Raw genomic sequence first — 21,610 nt, 5'->3', positions numbered from 1 at the left:
TGCAAATAAATCGAAGCAAGTGATGCTTATCAAAAAGAGGATTAACCTCTGTTCGAGCCCCTGTTCAAGGAAGGGTTGCAAATACTTTTTCGAAGGCGATGCGGCTTTTGTCGAGTTTTTCCAGGTAAAGGTATTGGTTTGGCGTGCAGTGTGAAGTTCTGCGTCGGCGTCTTGAGCTAAGGGTCAAAAAAGAAGTTTGCAATTATGCTTGGTGACTACCCAAAATTGGGTCGCTCACTTAGTTTTGGTGACACTTCAATACCATGCCGCTTCATCTTTGCGTAGAGAGTCGGGCGAGTTATACCCAGAACTTCAGATGCTTGCGAGATGTTGTAATCCGTTGCTTCAAGAGCCAGGCGTACACCAAGTCGCTCATATTCATTTAGCGTCATTACACGAGTCCATGATCCGCCTTCATCCGGCAACGGATCTCGGTGAACTTTATCTTCCAGCCACTCCTCCGGAAATTCATCAAGCTGATCAGAGTCAACTAGGTTAACCATCCTCTCAATGACGTTTTGCAGCTGCCGAATGTTACCTCTCCAATCGCATGCCAGCAGTTGATCAATGGCCTTGCTGCCTAGCCTGATTGGTGATCGATGCAGTGCCGTGCAGTATCGCCGAATGAATTCTTCGGCTAACTTCACAATGTCATCACCGCGCTTTCGCAAGGGGGGGAGATCAATACACAACACATTAAGTCGATAATAGAGGTCTTCGCGAAACCTGTGCTGCAGCACCATGTCGCTCAGGTTGCGACTGGACGCTGCAACCACCCTAACGTCAACGGGGATACTTCGTGTGCCGCCAATTCGTGTGACTTGGCGTTCCTGCAGAACACGGAGTAGTTTTCCCTGGACGTCCAACGGCATTTCCGAAATTTCGTCTAGGAAAATGGTGCCTCCTGATGCTTGCTCAAAGCGTCCAGGGCGGCCGGATAGTTCTCCACCAGCGGCACTCCCGGCTGCATAGCCAAATAGCTCACTTTCAATCTGATCACGGGGTAGTGCGGCGCTGTTAATTGCAACGAATGGCCCATTTGAACGACGGCCATCGTTGTGAATGGCTTGCGCAAAAATTTCTTTGCCTGTTCCACTTTCACCGTATAACAAGACATTGCTATCAGCTTGAGCCGCACGTTGAGCAGCAGCGAGGGCGTTGCGCAGGTGTCGGTTCTGACCCAGAACATCGGTGAAATGATATCGAGCCAAATCACCTGCCATACGCTGCGATAGTTCTCGAACGCGAGACATTTCTCTAAAAGTGTTGACCACGGATACAACATTTCCCTCATCGTCACGAATCGGAATGGCTGTGTCCAAGATATGCAAATGGAGGTTGGGTGAGTCTATTTGCAGCTCGCGATCAATGTAACCTTTCCCTGACCGAAAAACTGGCTCGATATTGAGACTGTAATCCAGAAGCTCTTTAAGTGGTACGCCAATGGCGCGCACCGCATCAAGTTTGAGCAGGCGAGCGGCAGTAGTATTCAGATAGCGGACAGCACCCAGCCTATCCATAACAAGCAGACCATCGGAGATATGATCGATAATGGCCTCTTGTTCGCGAATAACCTGTTTGAGCGTCCGCGTTTTTTCCAGAAGCTCCAGATGACGAACGATGAAGCTCGATCCGCACTGGCACAAACTCGCCAACGTCCCGTCATCAATTTGGCTTGCCTGGACCAAGAAAAAAGGAGCACAAGCCAATAGGCCCGACCTAATGTGTTTCCACGCGAGCTTCTGCCCCTGAAGATTTGAGTAGAAATAAATGTCGGTGCTCTTTGCTGAGGCCTCGAACGGCACATGCTCCGCTAATTCGGTATCTGGCGACGTCGATGCGAGCAGGTGGCCTTCCTCGCTGTACAAGGCTAGAACCAGCCCTGCTATTGGCTGCAGCGACACGAACAGTGCAGCCAGCTCCATGAGTTGCTCTTGGAGAACGGCACTCTGTTGATCGTCTAACATGCATGCCCCGCGAGTGAATATCGTCATCGTCCTTACCGTTCCCTGAAGCGTGAGCCTTATCACCGACCAGCGCCGTTATTCGGCGCTGGCTAGTGAGTTAGAGGTTAGCTCTTCGCGCGTCCGAACTGCTTGACCCGCTCAGCCGCTTCCGGCCGCATGAACGCTTCAACCGTTGCCTGCTCCTCCAGCGCGACAGCGCGCCAGAGTTGTCCTCCGAGGTCCTGGTTAATCAGGGTCTTCAAGCGTGCGACCGAAGCTCGCGACTTGCTAGCGATTTTCTCCGCGACCTCAAATGCCTTCGTCAGCATTTCCTCTTGCGGGACCACCCAGTTCACGAGCCCAAGCTGCTGTAGGCGAGCGGCGCTCTGGCGCTCGCCGAGGACGATCAGTTCAAAAGTGCGCTGGTAACCAAGGGTCTGCGGCAATAGGTACGTTACGCCACCGGTGACGAAGTTCCCCCAATCCATTTCTGGGAAGAACCCGATGAGGTTCTCGCTCGCAACGACCAGGTCGCAATTGAGGACCCACTCAAAGCCGCCACCTACCGCGTACCCATGCAGTGCACCTACAACGGGCTTGTCACTGCCGAGCATCAGCTTGGTGATCCGCTGGATCGCATCGATGTGAGCTCGAACGGATGCTTCACTCTCGCTCTGTTGCTCGAACTCCTTCAGATCGTCACCAGAACAAAAGGCTCGGCCGGCGCCCGTCAGTACGATGGCAGCGGTATCGGCATCATTGATTGCTTCCGTCATCGCGCGCTCGAAGTCACCCAGCATGGCACTGCTGATCGCGTTCAGTCGCTCTGGTCGGTTCAAGGTCACTAGGCCAACAGAGCCTTGGCGTTCATAGAGTACGGTGCTCATGCGGTGATCCTCTCGATAAGACTGGTTTTGCCGGCGGTCCGGGGGAGGCTGTCTGGGGGCAGCAGGGTCACAACAGCGGTTGCTCCGGCGTGCAAGCGAACCTCTGCCTCCAATGTGCGAGCCGCGTTTTCCCACTCACCGGCGGGCAGACTGTGAGCGGCTTCCACTTTCAATTCGATTCGATCCCAGGGGCCCGCGCCGCGCAGAACGATACGGAACTGCCCACTACTGATATCGGGGCGGCCCATTACTGCTTTCTGAACTGCGCTTGGGAATACGTTGATGCCGCGAACGTTGAACATGTCGTCGGTTCGGCCAGTCACCCGGAAGCGCCAGGAAGTGCGACCACAATCCGCCTTTCCGGTCCCGGTTACCGTGATCACGTCCCGAGTGCGGTAGCGGATCAGCGGCTGGCACTCTTTGCGAAGGTGAGTACAAACCAGCTCGCCGGTAGTCCCTTCGCGAATCGGCAGGACATTGCCGTTGGAGTCGAGGATTTCCACGAATACCGCGTCACCGGCGTGGAAGTGGAGATCATTGGTATGCTCAGTCTGGCTACCAAAAATGCTCATAATCTCCGACATGCCGTAGTTGGCATTGCGGACGGAGAAGCCCCATTTCGACTCGAGGTTTTGGCGGAATTCGAGGTTGTCCAACCCGGCCTCACCGCCGAACAAGCCCAGGCGCAGGTTCAGGTCGCGCGGGTCTTTACCCTGTTCGCGCAGGAGCTTTTCGAGAAGGGCAGGGTAAGAAGGTGTGCAGGAAATTGCGGTTACGCCCAGTTGCTCAATGGTCTCCAGCAGCTTTTCTGCACCGCCCACACCATAAGGAACAACGCATGCTCCCGCCGCTTCCAGGTTCATGTGATCCGTCAGGCCGCCGGTCCACATGCAATAGTTCAGGCAATGTACGACGCGATCGCCAGGGCGCAGGCCAGCGGCAAAGAATGCACGGCCACCGATCCGGGCGATCCACTCAACGTCTTTCTGACTGTTTGCCAGCTGCAGGGGACGCCCAGTTGTTCCCGACGTCATGTGCAAACGCACAACCTTCTCCGGCGCACAAGCGATGTAGTCACCGAAGGGATACGAGCGCTCCTGACTGAGGCGCAGATCATCTTTTTCGGTGAACGGGAGGTCCTGAAGCCCTTCGAGTGTCAGATGCTCTGGAAATTGAGTGGCGTACTTATCGCGGTAGAGGGTCGAGGTCTGGCGTACGTACTGCCACTGCTTCTCCCAAAGTTCACTTTGCAGTTTCAGGACATCAGCAGCGGGCAGAGTTTCGAACTCAGGGTGAAGAATGGCGTTACTCATCAAATTTCTCCGGGATCAAAAGGTATCGGGCGGACAGTTCCATGCCCGCCGACACAACAGCTACAACAGGTATCACTGTGGGTTTGAGATGGGGTCGCCAAGCCATAGGGCTTTGGCGACCGCAGGGACTTAGGAGGCTTTGGCCTCAAGGTCCGACTTTCCCTTCAGCAGGGCCGGTCGGCGGAAGAGGAAGTAGCAGGCAGTGACAACCGCCAGGCTCAAGCCGCTCATGACAACTTGGCTGCGCTGGTCCGGCATGTAGGCCATGGCGGCCAGCACGGCGAGGATCACGGCGATGGTGGCGTAGCTGAGCCAAGGGAACAGCCACATCTTGAAGTCATTCTGGCTACCAACCTGCGCGTCGAGGGCTCGGCGCGATTTGATCTGTGCCATTGCTACCAGGATGTAGATAAACAGCACGAGGGTGCCCGAGGCGTTCAGGAGGAAAGTGAAGGCCTTTTCCATGGAGATGACGGTCAGCATGGAGATAGCGAAACCGAGCAGGCTGCCCAACAGGATGGCGCGTGCAGGAACCTTTCGATCGCTCATTTTCCCGAGAGCAGCCGGTGCATCACCGTGAGAAGTCAGCTCAAAGAGGATACGAGAGGTGACATAGAGGCCCGAGTTGAGGCAGGACAGGACAGCTGTCAGCACAATCAGGGTCATCATGGTGCCGGCACCCGGAATGCCCATGGAGTCCATTACCGCGACGAAAGGCGATGCGCCGGCTTTCAGCGAAGTCCACGGCAGCACACAGACGATGAGCAGCACGGACCCGACATAGAACATCATGATCCGCAAGGTGACGGTGCGGGCTGCACGAGCGACGTTTCGCGCCGGATCGTCCGACTCGGCAGCAGCAACGGTTGCGACTTCACTGCCAGTAAAGGAGAAAATTACGGCGGGGATGACTGCAAAGAGCGCTTCCCAGCCTTTAGGGAAGAAACCGCCGTGATTCACCAGATTGCCAAGGCTGCTGGGACCAGGACCGGTCAGACCTGACAAGTAGGAAATGCAGAGCGCCGCGAACAGAATAATTGCGATGACTTTGAGCGAAGCGAACCAGAACTCGAACTCACCATAGGCGCGAACCGACATCAGGTTAGTCAGCATCATCGTGCCAATCAGAATGAGATTCAGGACCCAGGCCGGCGCTGGTATCCATGCCTGGAGGATCTCAGTGGCGACAATCGCTTCAACGCCAACAACGATCACCCAGAAAAACCAGTAAAGCCAACCACTGATGAAGCCGGCCCAGTGACCCAGCCCGAGTCGGGTGTACTCGATAAACGAACCTTTACCGGGCTTGGCGACAGCCATCTCTCCCAGCATGCGCATGATCATCAGGATGACCAAGCCTGCCAGCAGGTAGCTGACTATGACCGCCGGGCCCGCACTCAGAATCGCTGCGCTGCTCCCCACAAACAGGCCCGCGCCGATGACACCACCAAACGAAATCATTGCTACGTGGCGCGACTTTAGAGAGTGCGCCAAACCACTGTTTTCTTGTATTGACATGCTCGTATGCTCCCAATCAGGACTACCACCGCAAGACCAGAACTTCTTTTTCTAGCGAGGAAATTGGGAGCAACCCGAGCACCTGATTCGTTTTACAGGTGTAAAGGAACGATACAGTTTCTGCTTTTCATGAAGAATTAATCGATATAAATCAATTGGTTACAAATTGCGTTCTGACTTGTCTTGGGGCGCAGCACTGCCCTTAAGCCTCGCCCGCCTGTAAAAAACACGCTCTCGCCCGCTGCTCGCCCTGAGTAATTTCTTAACAGTTGCCCTGTTACTGAGCGCAATCAACACATATGGCACCGCCATGGTGCTGCATTCGTTTGCCCCTCGCCTTGAAGACACGCTCTGAAAGCTCGGAGCCTTCCAGCGTATGCCCAGAGAGCAGCTTCGACCGACTTGGTGAGTACGGTTCCCTAGCGCTGAATTTTCTCCCGGGAATTTTTTTGCCCTTTTGTCGGGGCGAGCTAAGAGCTTCAGAAGTGCCGACTTAGAGGGCTTCCTTGGGTTTCTTCGGGCCCGTTAAGAGGCGGATTTTCATCTCGCGCGTACTAGAGAAGGGCACTGCTTGTTTGGGGGGGTAACAGGGTTGACGCTTACGTAAGCGTCAACGTAGCGTAAAAAAACATTAGCGCTGGGCACCCTGCTTTGGCTCCGTGAAAGTGCTAACAACAATCACCTTCGACGAGATCTTGCGATGACAGTCATAAGCAGCCAGATCAATACACGATCCAGTAATTTCTCTGAAAATTGCCAGAAAATGGTTGAGCAGGTGGATGCCCTTCGCACCCTGTTAGCCTCGGTTCACGAAGGTGGTGGTGCCAAGGCTCAAGAACGCCATACCTCGCGTGGCAAGCTGCTGCCCCGCGAGCGCATTAACCGCCTGCTGGACCCTGGCTCGCCTTTCCTGGAGATCGGCCAGCTGGCGGCCCATGAAGTGTACGGCGAAGACGTACCCGCCGCCGGCGTGGTGGCCGGCATCGGCCGCGTGGAAGGCGTGGAATGCATGATCGTGGCCAACGACGCCACAGTGAAGGGCGGTTCCTACTACCCGCTGACGGTGAAGAAGCACCTGCGCGCCCAGGCCATCGCCCAGCAGAACCGCTTGCCCTGCATCTACCTGGTGGACTCGGGTGGCGGCAACCTGCCGCGCCAGGACGAAGTATTCCCGGACCGCGAGCACTTTGGCCGCATCTTCTTCAACCAGGCCAATATGAGTGGCATGGGCATTCCGCAGATTGCCGTGGTCATGGGCTCCTGCACTGCCGGCGGCGCCTATGTCCCGGCCATGGCTGACGAATCAATCATGGTGCGCAACCAGGCCACCATCTTCCTCGCCGGTCCGCCGCTGGTGAAGGCCGCCACCGGCGAAGTGGTGAGCGCTGAAGACCTCGGCGGCGCCGACGTGCACTGCAAAGTCTCCGGCGTGGCTGACTACTATGCCGAGAACGACGAGCACGCCCTGGCCTTGGCTCGTCGCAGCGTTGCCAACCTCAACTGGCGCAAGCAGGGCGCTTTGAATTGCCGCGAACCCATCCCACCTCGCTACGCCAGTGAGGAACTGTATGGGGTGATTCCAGCCGACTCCAAGCAACCCTTCGACGTGCGCGAGGTCATCGCCCGCCTGGTGGACGATTCCGAATTCGATGAGTTCAAGGCGTTGTTCGGCACCACCCTGGTGTGCGGCTTTGCCCATCTGCACGGCTACCCCATTGGGATCATCGCCAACAACGGCATCCTCTTCGCCGAAGCCGCCCAGAAAGGCGCGCATTTCATCGAACTGGCCTGCCAGCGCGGCATCCCGCTGCTGTTCCTGCAGAACATCACCGGCTTCATGGTGGGCAAGAAGTACGAAGAAGGCGGTATTGCCAAGCACGGTGCCAAGCTGGTGACGGCGGTGGCCTGCGCCAAGGTGCCGAAGTTCACCGTGATCATCGGCGGCAGCTTCGGCGCCGGTAATTACGGCATGTGCGGCCGCGCCTACGACCCGCGCTTCCTGTGGATGTGGCCTAACGCGCGGATCAGCGTGATGGGGGGTGAGCAGGCTGCTGGCGTGCTGGCCCAAGTCAAACGCGAGCAGAGCGAACGCGCCGGTCACAGCCTGAGCGCCGAGGAAGAGGCGCGCATCAAGCAGCCCATCCTGGAACAGTACGAGCGCCAAGGACACCCCTTCTACTCCAGTGCACGACTGTGGGACGACGGCGTCATTGACCCGGCACAAACTCGCGAAATTCTTGCTTTCGCCCTTTCCACCACCCTCAACGCACCTGACGAACCTACTCAGTTCGGCGTGTTCCGGATGTAAGCGAGGCCTCATCATGAGCTATCACACTATTGAACTTGAGCGAGACGCTCGCGGTTTGGCCACCATCTGGCTGAGCCGACCGGACAAGAACAACGCTTTCAATTCGCGAGTCATCAACGAGTTACACGTCGCCCTCGACGAAATTCAAGGCGATACGACGATTCGATTGGTTTGCCTTCGCGGCCGAGGAAAGCATTTCTCTGCAGGCGCAGACTTGCTTTGGATGCAGCAATCCGCCCAGTTGGACTTGGCAGCGAATCAGCAAGATGCGGAGGTCCTGGGTGAGTTGATGCACAAGCTTTACCGCTTGCCTCAGCCGACCTTGGCCATTGTGCAGGGCGCGGCCTTTGGCGGTGCGCTGGGCCTGATCAGCTGCTGCGACATGGCCATCGGCGCCGTGGACGCAAGGTTCTCCCTGTCGGAAGTGCGCATCGGCCTCGCGCCAGCGGTGATCAGCCCCTACGTGGTCCAGGCCATCGGCGAGCGTGCCGCGCGCCGCTATGCCCTGACCGCCGAGTGCTTCGACGGCCAACGTGCCCGCGACTTGGGCCTGCTCGCCGAGTGCTACCCACGCGATGAATTGGATCAGGCGGTGGAAGCCTGGGCTGCCACCTTGCTCCTGAATGGGCCTCTGGCCATGCGGGCGTGCAAATCGTTGTTACATGAAGTCGGCAGCGGTGCGCTTACACCGGATCTGCGCCGCTACACCGAAAGCGCCATCGCCCGCATCCGCGTGAGCCCCGAAGGCCAGGAGGGCCTGCGCGCCTTCCTGGAAAAACGCAAACCGTCCTGGCAGGAGCAATAACAATGATCACCACCCTGCTGATCGCCAACCGCGGTGAAATTGCCTGCCGCGTCATGCGCACTGCCAAGGCGCTGGGTATCCGTACCGTGGCCGTGCACAGCGCCATCGACCGCAATGCCCGCCACGTGCGCGAAGCCGATATCGCCGTCGACCTGGGCGGCGCCAAGCCGGCGGAAAGCTACCTGCTGGTGGACAAGCTGATCGCCGCCGCCAAGGCCAGCGGCGCCCAGGCCATCCACCCCGGCTACGGCTTCCTTTCGGAGAACGCCGGCTTCGCCCGCGCTATCGCCGATGCCGGCCTGATCTTCCTCGGCCCACCGGCCACCGCCATCGATGCCATGGGCAGCAAGTCCGCCGCCAAGGCCCTGATGGAAGCCGCTGGCGTACCGCTGGTGCCCGGCTACCACGGCGAAGCCCAGGACCTGGAAACCTTCCGCGACGCCGCCGAACGCATCGGCTACCCGGTGCTGCTGAAAGCCGCCGCCGGTGGTGGCGGCAAGGGCATGAAGGTGGTCGAGCGCGAAAGCGAGCTGGCCGAAGCACTGGCCTCTGCCCAACGTGAAGCCAAGTCCGCCTTTGGCGACTCGCGCATGCTGGTGGAGAAGTACGTCCTCAAGCCGCGCCACGTGGAAATCCAGGTATTCGCCGACAGCCATGGCAACTGCCTGTACCTGAACGAACGCGATTGCTCCATCCAGCGCCGTCACCAGAAAGTCGTGGAAGAAGCGCCCGCCCCCGGCCTCTCGCCGGACATCCGCAAGGCCATGGGCGAGTCCGCCGTGCGTGCCGCCCAAGCCATCGGCTACGTAGGTGCTGGCACAGTGGAATTCCTGCTGGATGAGCGCGGCGACTTCTTCTTCATGGAAATGAACACCCGCCTGCAGGTGGAGCACCCAGTCACCGAAGCCATCACCGGCCTGGACTTGGTGGCCTGGCAGATCCGCGTCGCCCGTGGCGAAGCCCTGCCGATCACCCAGGAGCAGGTGCCGCTGATAGGCCACGCCATCGAAGTGCGCCTCTACGCCGAAGACCCGGACCAGGACTTCCTGCCCGCCAGCGGCCGTCTCGCGCTGTACCGCGAAGCCAGTGCCGGCCCTGGCCGCCGCGTGGACAGCGGGGTTGCCGAAGGCGACGAGGTTTCGCCCTTCTACGACCCGATGCTGGCCAAGCTGATCGCCTGGGGCGAGAACCGCGAGGAAGCCCGTCAGCGCCTGTTGGCCATGCTGGACGAGACCGCCGTGGGCGGCTTCAAGACCAACCTGGCCTTCCTGCGCCGCGTGCTGGCCCACCCGGCCTTCGCCGATGCGGAGCTGGACACCGGCTTCATCGCCCGTCACCAGGAGCAGCTGCTGCCCGCCCCGGCCGCCCTGCCCCCAGCCTTCTGGCAGGTGGCCGCCGAAGCCTTCCGCCAGGGCGAAGCCGAGCGCGTACGCGGCGATGACCCGCACTCGCCGTGGAGCCGCAACAGCGGCTGGCGCGCAGGCTTGCCGAGCGAAACCGACCTGCACCTGACCTGCGGCGACGAGCGCCAGGTAGTCCGCCTGCGTGGCGTGGCCGCCAGCCCGATCCAGCTCAAGGGCGAGCAGATCACCCTGGAGCAGGACGGCCTGCGCCGCCAGCACCTGGCGATCCGTCGCGGTGAGAACCTCTATCTGGAGTGGGGCGGCGAACTGCGCAGCGTCACCCGCGTCGACCCGATCGAAGAAGTCGAAGCCAGTCACGCGCATCACGGCGGGCTGACGGCGCCCATGAACGGCAGTATCGTGCGCGTCCTGGTGGAAGCCGGGCAGAAGGTCGAAGCCGGCACTGCCCTGGTGGTGCTCGAAGCCATGAAGATGGAACACAGCATCCGCGCGCCCCACGACGGCGTGGTCAAGGCGCTGTATTGCAGCGAAGGTGAACTGGTCAACGAAGGCACCGCACTGGTGGAGCTGGAGGGGAACGAATGACTCTCCCTAGCTTTGTGCGGTTAGTCGAAGTGGGCCCGCGCGATGGCCTGCAGAACGAGAAGCAGATCATCAGCGTCGCCGACAAGGTGCGTCTGGTGGACGACCTCACCGCCGCTGGCCTCAGCTACGTCGAAGTCGGCAGCTTCGTCTCGCCCAAGTGGGTGCCGCAGATGGCAGGGTCGGGCGAAGTATTCGCGCAGATCCAGCGCAAGGCCGGCGTGACCTACGGGGCCCTGACACCGAACCTGAAAGGCTTCGAGGCCGCTGTGGAAGCCGGGGTGAAGGAAGTGGCGGTGTTCGCCGCCGCGTCCGAGTCCTTCTCGCAGAAGAACATCAACTGCTCCATCGCCGAGAGCCTGGAGCGGTTCGTACCGATGATGGAAGCGGCCAAGGCTCACGGCATCAGCGTGCGCGGCTATGTGTCCTGCGTGCTGGGCTGCCCCTATGAGGGCGAGGTGCCGGCCGAGCAGGTGGCCGCCGTCGCCGCTGAGCTTTATGCCATGGGCTGCTACGAGGTTTCCCTGGGCGACACCATTGGCACCGGCACCGCTGGCAAAACCCGCCAACTGATCGATGCAGTGGGTGCCCGCGTACCGCGCGATCACCTCGCCGGCCACTTCCACGACACCTTTGGCCAGGCGGTGACGAATATCTACGCCAGCCTGCTGGAGGGCATCACCGTGTTCGACAGCTCGGTCGCGGGACTGGGCGGCTGCCCCTACGCCAAGGGCGCTACCGGCAACGTCGCCACCGAAGACGTGCTCTACCTGCTCAATGGCATGGGCATCGAGACGGGTATCGACATGAGCAAGCTGGTAGCCGCCGGGCAACGCATCTGCTCGGCACTTGAGCGCAAATCAAACTCTCGGGTATCGAAGGCAATGAGCGCTCAAATCATCTGATCAGAAGCTTAAAAAATTTGGGTTTTGGCTGATCAGGTCCATAACTCCAAATACTAGGAGTTTTTGAAGTGTTTCCCACGCAGCGGCGCTTCCACGGGCGACGTTCGCAGGATGCGCGTGGGGCTTTTCGTATTCCGGCACAACTTAATTGGTTGTGCATATTGTCTGCACTCAGACAATGGGCTTTGCGTGGTCGTCAAGCACGGGCGCCACGCCTTTTTATTCCGATAAGACGATGCAAGGCATTCTTATCACTGCGGATCAGAAAGTTATTGCTTGCTGACATCAAGGATCTTCAATCGAGGATACGGATCTCGACACTTAAGCTAAGGGAGAGATCAATGTATAAGCCATCGCCTAAATCGGCTCAGGCGTTATTCATCCGAAGAATTGACGATGAGAAAACATCTTAGTATTTCAGCGCTTGCCAAAGAGGTTGACATCACTACTCGTGCAATTCGTTTTTATGAAGAGCAGGGGTTGCTGGCACCTGAGCGGCGCGGGCATGAGCGCACCTATACCTCAAAGGACCTGGTAAGACTTAAATTGATTTTGCGTGGAAAGCGGATGGGCCTTTCTTTGGCAGAATGCCGAGACCTGATAGAAATGTATGAATTGTCAGATGGCAAGTCCAAGCAGGCTGAGATGACTCTGGTCAAAATTGCAGAAAAAAGAGTGTTCCTTGAGCGACAGATATTAGAGATCAACCAGCTTGCCATTGAGTTGGATGGAATAGCTGAGCATTTCCAAATGATAATGAACGGTCACCCAGACAGTTTGAATGCGTAAGACGCACACGACGAGGCCATTATGATCACCCTCTACCATTGCATGAGTGCCCGTTCATTTCGTCCATTGTGGATGCTTGAAGAACTCGGGTTGTCGTATGAATTAGTAATGCTGCCTTTCCCGCCACGCGTACATGCGCGTCATTACCTAGACATCAACCCGTTGGGTACTATTCCAGCCTTGCTTGATGACCAGTTGCTGATGACCGAATCCTCTGCCATCTGTGAATATTTGGCAGTGAAGTTTGGGCCGACACCCCTGGGCGTTATTCCCGAAGAGCCTGATTATGGGAGTTACTTGAATTGGCTGCATTTCGGCGAAGCGACATTGACCTTCCCTCAAACAATAGTTTTGCGGTATGGGCAGTTTGAAGAAGAGCAACGCAAGCTTCCACAGGCAGTAGATGACTATACGCGTTGGTTCTTAGGTCGCCTTCGGGCCGTTGAGTCCGCGCTGGAAACGCGAGAGTACCTCTGCCAAGACCGTTTTACTGCGGCTGATGTTTCTGTTGGCTACGCAATCATGCTCGCCAGCTTTATTGGTCTGGAGAGCAGCTTCACAGCAAACATTAGGAAGTACTGGGAAAGACTTCAGGCGAGAGAAGGTTTCCGTAAAGCGCTGGAGGTACAAGAGCGTGCAGCGATTGAACAAGGCACGCCACTTATTCACTCTCCCTTGATTGGGAGGTGAGCCCTTAAACATTAGGCCGCCCTATTAGCCAATAGCTAGACCATTTCTCTGGTCCTAGCACCGTCTAGTAACGGTCTTTACCGAGTATGGCCTGGCTGAGTGAGACAGGCGTGTCGGCAAACACTCAGCCAGTGCCGTACCTACGTGCCACTTTAGTGGCACGTAGTACACCACAAAAACAAGCCGACCCACTGGTCTTTGTTATTAATCGGGTATAGGTATTAATTAATACCTGGCAATTCCGAAGTCTCCAAAAAAGTCAATAAAGCCAGTATCGCTGCGTCACCTCAATGAGCTTCACTTGGCCGCGCAGCCTAAATGTACTCCTGTCCCGGCAGGGCCACATTTGCCTGGCAATGTCTGCTATCAAATATCAGACAGCGGGAGCTAATGGCCGAAATCGGCCTCTCGCCAACCGCTAAAATCGGTCAAGAACGGACTCGGAAAATTTCCATCAAAAATGCCCGCAATGAATGCGGGCTGAGGCATTCAGGTGCACGTTGCTTAATGGAATCAGAGGAGTGAAAGCGGGTATCTACGGAGACGCAGAGGTTGCCACGCTGCAGAGTGCACGGCGGGTAACGTTGTTCAGCAGTTCGATGCTCTCAAGCTCGCCACCGTAAGAGCCCTTTCTGGCGGTTCACGGACGAGTTCACTGCGCATCTGCTCAATCGTTTGGACGGTTGCCAAGATCCCAAGCGTGGGAAGCGGTATAGGTCCGTATTCTGGGCCAACATGCCTGGTATTTCGCGTGCAAGCCGGCCGCGTCCGCTCTCCGGCCTTCAGAAACAAGAAACCCCCTGGTGCGCAGTACGGGAATGATCCCGCCCGAGGCGTGGGGGTTATGGTCGGAAGCTATTCTATTACGGCACACCGTATCGTCAACCTGCTCACAGGAAGTGCAGAGCACCTTACCACCATGGGACCAGGCTTCCTCGGGGTACAAGACGAGTCAGTTCAATCACCCAGCGTCGGTTCGGCTGCTCGCGGCGGAAATTATGAATTTTCACATAATTGCGCATAATTTCAGTTTCTTGGCATAGCCAGGCGCGGGGTGATCAATGCGAGCGATTTTTCAAAGGCTCTTGAGGGTCGCAAGCATATCGAACGGCGGAGGCTGAATAGTAATGCCACCCTGTGGACGCACGAGGAACTGTGAAAGCATGACCAAGGCTGAGCCCGAAGCCACTGCTCGTAGCCCCGTTCGAAGCTAAAGCATGAGGCCTAGCCGGCGCACATCCGAGGGTGATTGCTGCTTCCCAAGCGCTGTCCTCGCTAATGGGAAGGGCCACGAACCCATCGGCCGTATGGCCAGCGCACGCGCGTGCACGAACTGAGACGCTGACTAGTTCCGCACGCGAAAATCAGTTCAGCAAAACTGGCCGCAGAGAGGCATGTCCGAAGTGATCCTTTTCAGACCTGCTCGCGCGCATCCCCCGGCCAACGGCCGCACATCCCTGCTCCTTCCCTCGTAATGAGCGCCCAGGCCTGTGGCGGTGGTTGAGCAGTACATCGCACTTCTTGCCCCGAACTGGCGAGCTACTTGCCAGCCCCCAGGCAGACTGCCGGAGATCCGCTTTCCTTAGCTATCAAGGCTTGCTTAGCTGCACAGCTAAACTTGGGATTTGAGCTAATGAATAGGACATGAAGCTAGATTTGCTGGCCAGCAAATCAATCCAAAAGCCCAAACTAGTGGCGGAACATTCCTGTGAGGGACACCGGAGTAATCGCGTGCGGGTTGATTTCCGAAATCGGTGTGAGGGGGAGCCGTCGCTGATGCAAACCACGCCTATGGCTCAGGCGCTAAACTAGCCTCTTGAGTTACACGATTATGTAAATCAGCGGCAAGCTTAGCGGATACGTATGCTCGCGCAGCGGCGACCATTATATATCCACATAGCAGTAGGATTATTCCCGCAGCGCCAATCTGGCTGTGAATGGCCGATTTTATAATTTTATTTTTGTCCTCCGAATCGAGTAGTTTACACACTACTCCTCTATCATGGTTTTCAGGGATAGACTGATCTGCCCAGCTTCCACCTTTCGCTGCGCAATTATCATGCGTAAACTCCCAGTCGCTTGAGAGAAGACCAGCGGAGTCTTCGGTTACCCAGAAAAGTGAACCTGTTTTTTTTACAAAAAACCATGCTGGACTAAAACTAACTAAGAGCACGAGTAGAGCCGAGACGACAAACATAACCATCGTTACATTGCTAAAGGCATTCCACCTTCCGACATTTGGAAGTCGGATAGAAATGTCCTGAGGGATGAAGTGAGTTCTGGCTCTAATTAACTCCTCCAACCCTATTTCACGGTCTTTCAGCCAATCTAATGTGGCCATTACGTTGGCTAGGCTTTTGAATCGAATTCCAGTGACATATTTAATTTTTTCGAAGTCATCCAGCCTGTTGCTCTCGCCCTGCAAAAAAGAGTTTTCGAAGTCCTTCTTTCCACCCAATAGCGTCCACAGTCGATGCAGCAAGAAACCTGCTGATCCGGCACGCATTCTAATGAATATAAAAGCAAACAACAGGAGCGCGAATGGAACAACCCATTTAATTACATCAAAAATTTGGGTGAACGACACGAACGGTGCATCAGTGTTCATTAAATATTACTTCCGTGTTGGCTTTGTATTTTTCGCAACCCCGGAGGAGTTTGATCATAAGCGAGTAGCTATGCGGGTAAAATACGATGTGAGTGCCGCCAGGGTCTGGGTGAGTTGAAGTGCAGGTTTTTGATTAAGGATAAAATGATATTGCTATTTCAGTTTTCTAATTTCCCCAATAGATAGGTCTTCTCTTGCGATGTCGCATTAAGGAATGCTTGGTCGAGTCTCGATAGAAACTCTATGCGCAATCATCACAAATTGAAAATCCATTATTGGAACTCCTTGGCCGCAAGGTAGTCGACAAGATTATTTTCAGAGCTGTGAGCAGTTTCCACCCCTTTAGGCCAACAGCCGCGTTGCTCCAGAGGTTTCAGTTGCCGTCCAGATTAACTGGTAGTTGCTGAGTCGATTTTGGTTTTTTGATTTTTGCTGGATTCGCGGAAATCCTCTTTCGGGGATGCATCAATTCCAATTACCCGAAGAAATACCGAGCTATCCTTGATCTCCTCTTCGCGAGCTTTGTTTTTGAGAATGGCTATGACTTCGTCAAACCCAATCCACTTGCCTTCTGGACTTTTCCATTTGCGCTTCTTCTGGAGCACCACTATAAAAAAGCCGATCTTCGAATTAGGGGCCATCATGTACTGCCCCTGGAGCTGGTCCTTTAACGCCTGTAGGTAGTCATTTAAGGTCCATCTCACTGACATTTTGAGTTCGACTGTGGCTCTCAGTGTGCCGCTCTGGCAAAGCACATCGCGACGCGTGCCTTCTGGGAGAATGGACTCAAGTGTCACTGTATAACGACCCCCTGCGGTGTGGTTCAGCTCACTTCCCAATAGGGCCTGGAAGTCCTCCTCGAGCGCTAGACCTTCGTTGTCTGACTTGATTCGATTGAAGGTCAGCAAGTTAAAGAAGCGCCGAAGGCTGAACTCACCAGTTTCGATTTGACTCTTGGCGGTCAGAAGGTCCGTCTCGATGGCCATAGCGAACTCTACGTATGTGGAGATTCGCGGGGCAAAGCTCCGCTCAAACTCGAAGTATTCAGTTTGCGCGATTGGCGTCGTCGCAAATTGTTCTTCGCGCATCATGAACTGCATGTACCGCAAATATTTTGCCCTTGGGCCAGTTGCGTTTAGTTGCAACTCTTGGAGTATCTCATAGGCCTGCTCTGACTTGGCATGTGAGATGGCTGGCACGAGAGCCTCTCGCAGGCGCTGAGCATGGTCCCGCTCCCCTGGTGTAAAGACGTCACCTCCGTCGCGCACTATGTCGTCTTCCTCCCGCACTACCGACCTTACCCATTCATAAAGAGTCTTTAGAGTTGTGAGGCCAGCAGTTCCTTTCTCCGCTACCTCCCGGAGTCGAGCGCCACGGTTTTCTCCAAGATGGGCAGCAAGAGCTAACATGAATCGCTCGGCCGCTTGTGCCTTGTCCGATTTCCAGCGATTCCACATCTCGGAAAACGTGCCGGGATAAGCCCACAACCAGAAGCTGCCCCAAACAATGGCATTCGAGCGCTCCCGGTGGAAGCGCCGCTGCGCGTCTTGCCCCTCGGCCAGAAGAAGGGTAGGAGTTCCTGTTAAAGGCAGAGGGTCAACGTCGAAGGAGGTCTCCATCCGTCTCCAGGCCTCTCTCTCGAAGTTTTCCTGATCAGCATATTCATCGTTGCTGATGGCGATTTTCAGGGCGGCCTCTGTCGTGTACTCACTTATATCAGTGTTGCTGACGACAAAGTTCCAGACCGCGCCGGCGAGTCGTTGCTGAATAGTTAACGGCGCCTCATCAAGATACCGAACCAAGACTTCAGCTTTTTCAAGAGACACCTGGCCCTTGTCGGCGCTTACCAAGAATGTACGGAGTTCATCACTTGCAGCTTGCTCATGTGCAGCCACAAGGCTCCAGAACCACTTGGGGTACCCGTTGAGTTCGAATCGGGCATATCTAATGGCGAGCCGCACCTCCGGCTCGCTAAGTGCACTAATTTTAGAGCCGTCCCCAATGTCGAGGTGCAAGCCCTGCAAGCCTGCGATGGTGATGTTGAAGGTGGAATGGGGCTCATCTTCCTTCCAGATCGGATCCTTGGTACGCCACAGCGTACTCAGGCCCATGCGTACAGCCTGGGAAATTTCTCTGCCAGCAGCCCGTTCAAAAACCGCGAAGTTGCACTCGCTATAGCGGGACTCCGCACTGGTCTGATACAGCCACTGCGCCACCCAGGCTAGAGCGTCCACTTTCGAGGCGTCTCGAATTCCGTCCACTATGTGCAAAAGCGCGTCTCTGGACGCGGAGTCAATCTTGGGCTCAGCACGTCCGGTCTTATCTGACCTTCGAGGGGCCACTGCGGGCGCACTGGTCCTCGACGTGATGACCTCGACAAAGCCCGGTTCGCCGAGTAACACCTCATCACCTGCGATGTACTGATAGATGGAGCAGTACCCGAATACCGCACGCCAAATTCCATCTGAATTTCTATCAGTTGAATGGACAAGACCACGTAGGAACGCCAGGCGAACGTCATTGTTCTCCGTTAGCGCGCTTTGCAGCTTGACCATGTCGGCGGTGCCGAAGTGGTGTTCATTTACATAGCGATTGAGCACCAGACACAAATGGGCGGTTCGCGAGGACTCCACTGCCGAACGCTTGATTACAAGTGCCAGCAGGTCCATTACAAGCTCAACATGCTTCTGCGCCCCCCAATGCTCTACTACGTCCAGATTGATGCGGATCAGTCGCAGCAGCAGTGAACGAGTCAGCTTGTAGAGCCCCGTGTTGCTTGCTTTTCGTGCGACATGGCCAGTGAGCACCCAGTCAATGGAAAAGCCGCCGCGGCGCGTGTTGAATTGTGTTGCTGCTATTTCTGCGATGGACTTGGCATCAAGCGCTTTCCACGCAAGCGCCGCCACCAAGCGTGTAGCGCGAGACTCGGGCAAATCCGGCCTGGTTTTCAGGGCTGCTCCGAGAGCCTGATAATCATCGTCTCGCTCAAGGGCGAGGATGTAATTCAGGTCGAGTTGGTCATCAAGCAATCTGGCGTAATCACTCTCGTGACCCGCTAAGATCGCATCACGGAAGAGCTCCAAGCGCGAATGGCTTGCGATTTCCAAGAGTGCGCTCTTGGCATGCCAATCTGCGTTGTATGTGTCAAACAAGCGCTGCAGGGTAGGTCCGATACCTGGTTTGGCGGCCTGCCAGTAATTCTCCGCCGTAAGCGTATAGAACCCACGCCCCAAAGTGTCTCCTGCCGATACGAGCCGCTTAATAGCTCGCTCAAGTGCGAGTGATGCTTCATGGAGGAGAACGCAAGGGTTTCTAAGGTCACCAAAGAACGCGACCGCCTGTGGTTCCACATTTAGGAGTACTTGACGGCAGTGCGAGCTGAACACGGCCAGCCAGCCGGCCACTGGAAGCATTGATCGATGGACCCCACATTCGCCAGTTGTGGAGTTCCAGGTAAAGGTCGCGAGCAACCTACGGGCATGGTCGGGCGACCTAACCAGAGATGCCAATCGCTTGGCTGCGAGGAACGGCAGCAGATCATCGGGGTAGATTTTGACTTGGTGTTGACCAGAGTCGATGAAGAGACGTGAGCCCAGCAGGTATGCCAGCGATTGCTCAGACAAAACGGACGCAATTAGAGGGCGAGCGGACAGGACGCCTTCGCGATATCGAAGCGCCTTTGAGGAAATTTCAATGTTGGGCAATTGGCACATTGTGGAGGCACAAGCCAATCGTCCAATGGCCTCGTCGAGACTTTCAGGTAATGGGTTACCGATCCGGTTCTCTCGAGGATCAGCGCGCTGTTGGTGTTGAACTGAACCAACCACCTTCTCGAGCACTTGAGTGAGGTGCTGAGGCGGATTCTGCACTGGATCAATGTAGGCCAATATGTCCAGACCGCCGGGGCCCTCGGTCAGTCGTGCAAGCCCGTACAACCTAGCGACATTGAGCGTGTCGTTTGCATGAGCGACTTTTAAGTGACTACGCAAATAGCGCTCTGCTGCGTTGTCGTCGAGGGGAAGCAGTGCGAATAACTTCAATTGCTCCCCAGGCACGGGCTTGCTTTCGATCTTGCTGGAGGTTGCTAGGTGTTTGAGGTCGCCGAGAGATGGCATGTCCCCAAGCACCGCCCCAGTCTGCTGCTCGACTTCACACTCGCCGCTCTGCGAGTCCGTCGCCTGAGCAAAGGCCAAGTCGAACTCGTCATCGTCCGATACTCCAGTGTGGAGCATGGTGCGCAGTTCGGACTGGAGTAGTGTGAGCACCTCTTCAGTGAGAACGGCCGGGCGAGAGGACAGGACCCACCGGATGTCAGCATTGGGCCAATCCATCGCTCTACCCAGGCGTTTCAGTGCCTTACGAATGCCGTCCTCTGTTCCTAGGGATGCCTCATCGAGGGAGTCGACAAACGCTGTTAAACTGCCCCCCTCTCTCTTCCAACTATCGAATGCAGCGCCGTCTTCAGCGTCGAGGGCGTCTTCGACGAGGGCCTCGCCCAAGACTTTATGCAGCGCAACGTAAATGCACGGGTGACCTTCCCTGCGCATTTCCATGCTCTTAGCCTTGAGCTCCATCGTTTTCCCGAAGTTGGCCCTAGCCACGATAATGGAGAAACGGCCTTCCAGCACTTTGCTCCAAGGAAGGCGCTTACCGAAGGCACCGGATGCGAAAAGCTCATCATTGGTGTAATTCGTTAGCAGGGAGAAGCGGCGGTCGAGGTCAAGATAGTCGTCCATGGGGCTCTCGATCCTTAATGCAGGAGAGGGGCAGTCAGATTCGCTCAACTTTAACAAAAGTGAATCTCCCCCATTTGCTAGCTCATATCTTTCCTGCTTATGAGGGCAATTCGGGGGGGGGCTGAGCCAGAGGCTCTGATTGCTTCCGCTTCTTGCTGGATGCAGCGAATCGAATGCGACCTTTATCAACCTATTTTTGCCTAGCATGATGCCGGGAGCGCAGTGGCGAAGCACTGCATCGTATTTGCTCGGTTTGGTGAAAGAGTTATGAATTGCGTGGATTTGTTGGCGCGGGTGATTGAGCAGGTGTTGTCAGTTGGGAAGCTGCTGGCTGCAGAATGGGATCGCCCTGATGGTCCGAGAGGTAGCGGGGACAAGGCCGAGGTCGATGTCGAAATTGAGGTGGCGCTGCGCAGAGAGCTGCTCGCCCTGTTGGACTGCGATTTCTGGGGTGAAGAGACGGGCCGTCGCCTCACTGGGCATGAGTTCTGTTGGGTAGTAGATCCCAACGATGGAACAAGTGACTTCCTGCTTGGGCGTCGGGGGTCGGCGATATCGGTTGGGCTTTTGCAAAATGCGGTGCCCGTGCTCGGCGTCGTCTACGCGCCGGTTACCAACGACCGAGGGCCTGACTGCATTTCCTGGGCGAAAGGTACAGGAGGCGTCCTGCGCAATGGCCAGATCCTTCTTCATCGGCTTGAGCACCTTGAGCTAGCAATAGGTAGCAAGCTGCTGGTGAGTACTGCAGCGGTCAACAAGGCAGAACTCAATGCCAAACTCTGCTTTCCCGCTGAGTTCATCCCCATGCCGAGCATTGCGTATCGCTTGGCCCGAGTAGCGGCCGGAGATGCTGTGGCCGGTGTCTCTCTCGTTCCTGTCTCAGCGCACGATATTGTTGCGGGTCATGCCATTCTCATTGGTGCCAGGGGCGTCCTACTCAATCAATTGGGCAATCCGATCACCTACGAGTCAGAAGCGTATCTGTCGAAATCCTCGCTAAGGTGTTTCGGGGGCGCCCCCCGAGCATGCCAGGAGCTCTCGCGTAGGAACTGGGACGAGCTGTTCATCGCACCTTAATGTCCTGAAGGCAGGGCGAGGTGCCGAGTCGCTTGTAGTCAGGGCACAGCCGCAAACCTCTTGAGTGAAGCTGTGGCAATCA

General features: G+C 56.3%; 13 protein-coding genes. 7 read left to right on the top strand and 6 right to left on the bottom strand.

Annotation, left to right across the window (positions count from 1 at the left end):
* Positions 1–215: 215 nt before the first annotated feature.
* The 4 genes from THL1_RS27625 to THL1_RS27610 form a co-directional block, all read right to left on the bottom strand.
* On the bottom strand, positions 216–1,925 hold the full coding sequence (locus THL1_RS27625; RefSeq protein WP_083246085.1) for a sigma-54 interaction domain-containing protein: 1,710 nt from the start codon (positions 1,923–1,925) through the stop codon (positions 216–218).
* Positions 1,926–2,071: 146 nt separating this feature from the next.
* Positions 2,072–2,833 carry an enoyl-CoA hydratase/isomerase family protein gene (locus tag THL1_RS27620; protein WP_069086222.1) on the bottom strand — a complete coding sequence of 254 codons (762 nt, stop codon included), beginning with the start codon at positions 2,831–2,833 and terminating at the stop codon, positions 2,072–2,074.
* A complete protein-coding gene (locus THL1_RS27615; protein ID WP_069086221.1) occupies positions 2,830–4,146 on the bottom strand; it encodes a phenylacetate--CoA ligase family protein in 1,317 nt (438 codons plus the stop codon). The genes THL1_RS27620 and THL1_RS27615 overlap by 4 nt, the downstream gene beginning before the upstream one ends.
* Before the next feature lie 129 nt (positions 4,147–4,275).
* Entirely contained in the window at positions 4,276–5,664 is a 1,389-nt protein-coding gene (locus THL1_RS27610; RefSeq protein ID WP_069086220.1) for an amino acid permease, read from the bottom strand.
* A gap of 700 nt (positions 5,665–6,364) precedes the next feature.
* Here THL1_RS27610 and THL1_RS27605 point away from each other — a divergent pair.
* The 6 genes from THL1_RS27605 to THL1_RS27580 all read left to right on the top strand — a co-directional run bounded on the left by THL1_RS27605 (position 6,365) and on the right by THL1_RS27580 (position 13,107).
* Positions 6,365–7,972 carry a carboxyl transferase domain-containing protein gene (locus THL1_RS27605; protein ID WP_069086219.1) on the top strand — a complete coding sequence of 536 codons (1,608 nt, stop codon included), beginning with the start codon at positions 6,365–6,367 and terminating at the stop codon, positions 7,970–7,972.
* A 13-nt stretch (positions 7,973–7,985) separates the two neighbouring features.
* On the top strand, positions 7,986–8,777 hold the full coding sequence (locus tag THL1_RS27600; protein ID WP_069086218.1) for a gamma-carboxygeranoyl-CoA hydratase: 792 nt from the start codon (positions 7,986–7,988) through the stop codon (positions 8,775–8,777).
* Between the two features lie 2 nt (positions 8,778–8,779).
* A complete protein-coding gene (locus THL1_RS27595; RefSeq protein WP_069086217.1) occupies positions 8,780–10,726 on the top strand; it encodes an acetyl/propionyl/methylcrotonyl-CoA carboxylase subunit alpha in 1,947 nt (648 codons plus the stop codon).
* Complete coding sequence (locus tag THL1_RS27590) at positions 10,723–11,628, top strand: hydroxymethylglutaryl-CoA lyase (RefSeq protein WP_069086216.1); 906 nt, start codon at positions 10,723–10,725, stop codon at positions 11,626–11,628. Before THL1_RS27595 ends, THL1_RS27590 begins: the two co-directional genes overlap by 4 nt.
* Positions 11,629–12,024: 396 nt before the next feature.
* A complete protein-coding gene (locus THL1_RS27585; RefSeq protein ID WP_069086215.1) occupies positions 12,025–12,417 on the top strand; it encodes a MerR family transcriptional regulator in 393 nt (130 codons plus the stop codon).
* Positions 12,418–12,438: 21 nt separating this feature from the next.
* The gene (locus tag THL1_RS27580; RefSeq protein ID WP_069086214.1) at positions 12,439–13,107 is read left to right on the top strand and encodes a glutathione S-transferase family protein; all 669 of its coding nucleotides are present in this window, start codon (positions 12,439–12,441) and stop codon (positions 13,105–13,107) included.
* Positions 13,108–14,896: 1,789 nt separating this feature from the next.
* On the opposite strand, the gene THL1_RS30000 is transcribed toward THL1_RS27580, so the two are convergent.
* Positions 14,897–15,715, bottom strand: coding sequence for a DUF6216 family protein (locus THL1_RS30000; protein ID WP_145928401.1), 819 nt, complete (start codon positions 15,713–15,715; stop codon positions 14,897–14,899).
* Positions 15,716–16,104: 389 nt separating this feature from the next.
* Positions 16,105–20,451, bottom strand: a complete 4,347-nt coding sequence (locus tag THL1_RS27575) for a hypothetical protein (RefSeq protein ID WP_069086213.1) — start codon at positions 20,449–20,451, stop codon at positions 16,105–16,107.
* A 267-nt stretch (positions 20,452–20,718) separates the two neighbouring features.
* Here THL1_RS27575 and THL1_RS27570 point away from each other — a divergent pair, with 267 nt between their 5' ends.
* The gene (locus THL1_RS27570) at positions 20,719–21,528 is read left to right on the top strand and encodes an inositol monophosphatase family protein (protein ID WP_069086212.1); all 810 of its coding nucleotides are present in this window, start codon (positions 20,719–20,721) and stop codon (positions 21,526–21,528) included.
* Positions 21,529–21,610: the final 82 nt, after the last annotated feature.

The organism is Pseudomonas sp. TCU-HL1 (assembly GCF_001708505.1).
GTDB lineage: Bacteria > Pseudomonadota > Gammaproteobacteria > Pseudomonadales > Pseudomonadaceae > Metapseudomonas.
Note: the sequence above shows the minus strand (reverse complement) of the source record. Positions and strands in the feature narration are given on the sequence as shown.

Bases quoted from the DNA above. Each gene is read 5' to 3' on its own strand.
- THL1_RS27620 (WP_069086222.1), bottom strand. From the start codon at position 2,833: ATGAGCACCGTACTCTATGAACGCCAAGGCTCTGTTGGCCTAGTGACC.
- THL1_RS27605 (WP_069086219.1), top strand. From the start codon at position 6,365: ATGACAGTCATAAGCAGCCAGATCAATACACGATCCAGTAATTTCTCT.
- THL1_RS27610 (WP_069086220.1), bottom strand. From the start codon at position 5,664: ATGTCAATACAAGAAAACAGTGGTTTGGCGCACTCTCTAAAGTCGCGC.
- THL1_RS27575 (WP_069086213.1), bottom strand. From the start codon at position 20,451: ATGGACGACTATCTTGACCTCGACCGCCGCTTCTCCCTGCTAACGAAT.
- THL1_RS27625 (WP_083246085.1), bottom strand. From the start codon at position 1,925: ATGGAGCTGGCTGCACTGTTCGTGTCGCTGCAGCCAATAGCAGGGCTG.
- THL1_RS27570 (WP_069086212.1), top strand. From the start codon at position 20,719: ATGAATTGCGTGGATTTGTTGGCGCGGGTGATTGAGCAGGTGTTGTCA.
- THL1_RS27590 (WP_069086216.1), top strand. From the start codon at position 10,723: ATGACTCTCCCTAGCTTTGTGCGGTTAGTCGAAGTGGGCCCGCGCGAT.
- THL1_RS27595 (WP_069086217.1), top strand. From the start codon at position 8,780: ATGATCACCACCCTGCTGATCGCCAACCGCGGTGAAATTGCCTGCCGC.
- THL1_RS27615 (WP_069086221.1), bottom strand. From the start codon at position 4,146: ATGAGTAACGCCATTCTTCACCCTGAGTTCGAAACTCTGCCCGCTGCT.
- THL1_RS27580 (WP_069086214.1), top strand. From the start codon at position 12,439: ATGATCACCCTCTACCATTGCATGAGTGCCCGTTCATTTCGTCCATTG.
- THL1_RS27600 (WP_069086218.1), top strand. From the start codon at position 7,986: ATGAGCTATCACACTATTGAACTTGAGCGAGACGCTCGCGGTTTGGCC.
- THL1_RS27585 (WP_069086215.1), top strand. From the start codon at position 12,025: ATGAGAAAACATCTTAGTATTTCAGCGCTTGCCAAAGAGGTTGACATC.
- THL1_RS30000 (WP_145928401.1), bottom strand. From the start codon at position 15,715: ATGAACACTGATGCACCGTTCGTGTCGTTCACCCAAATTTTTGATGTA.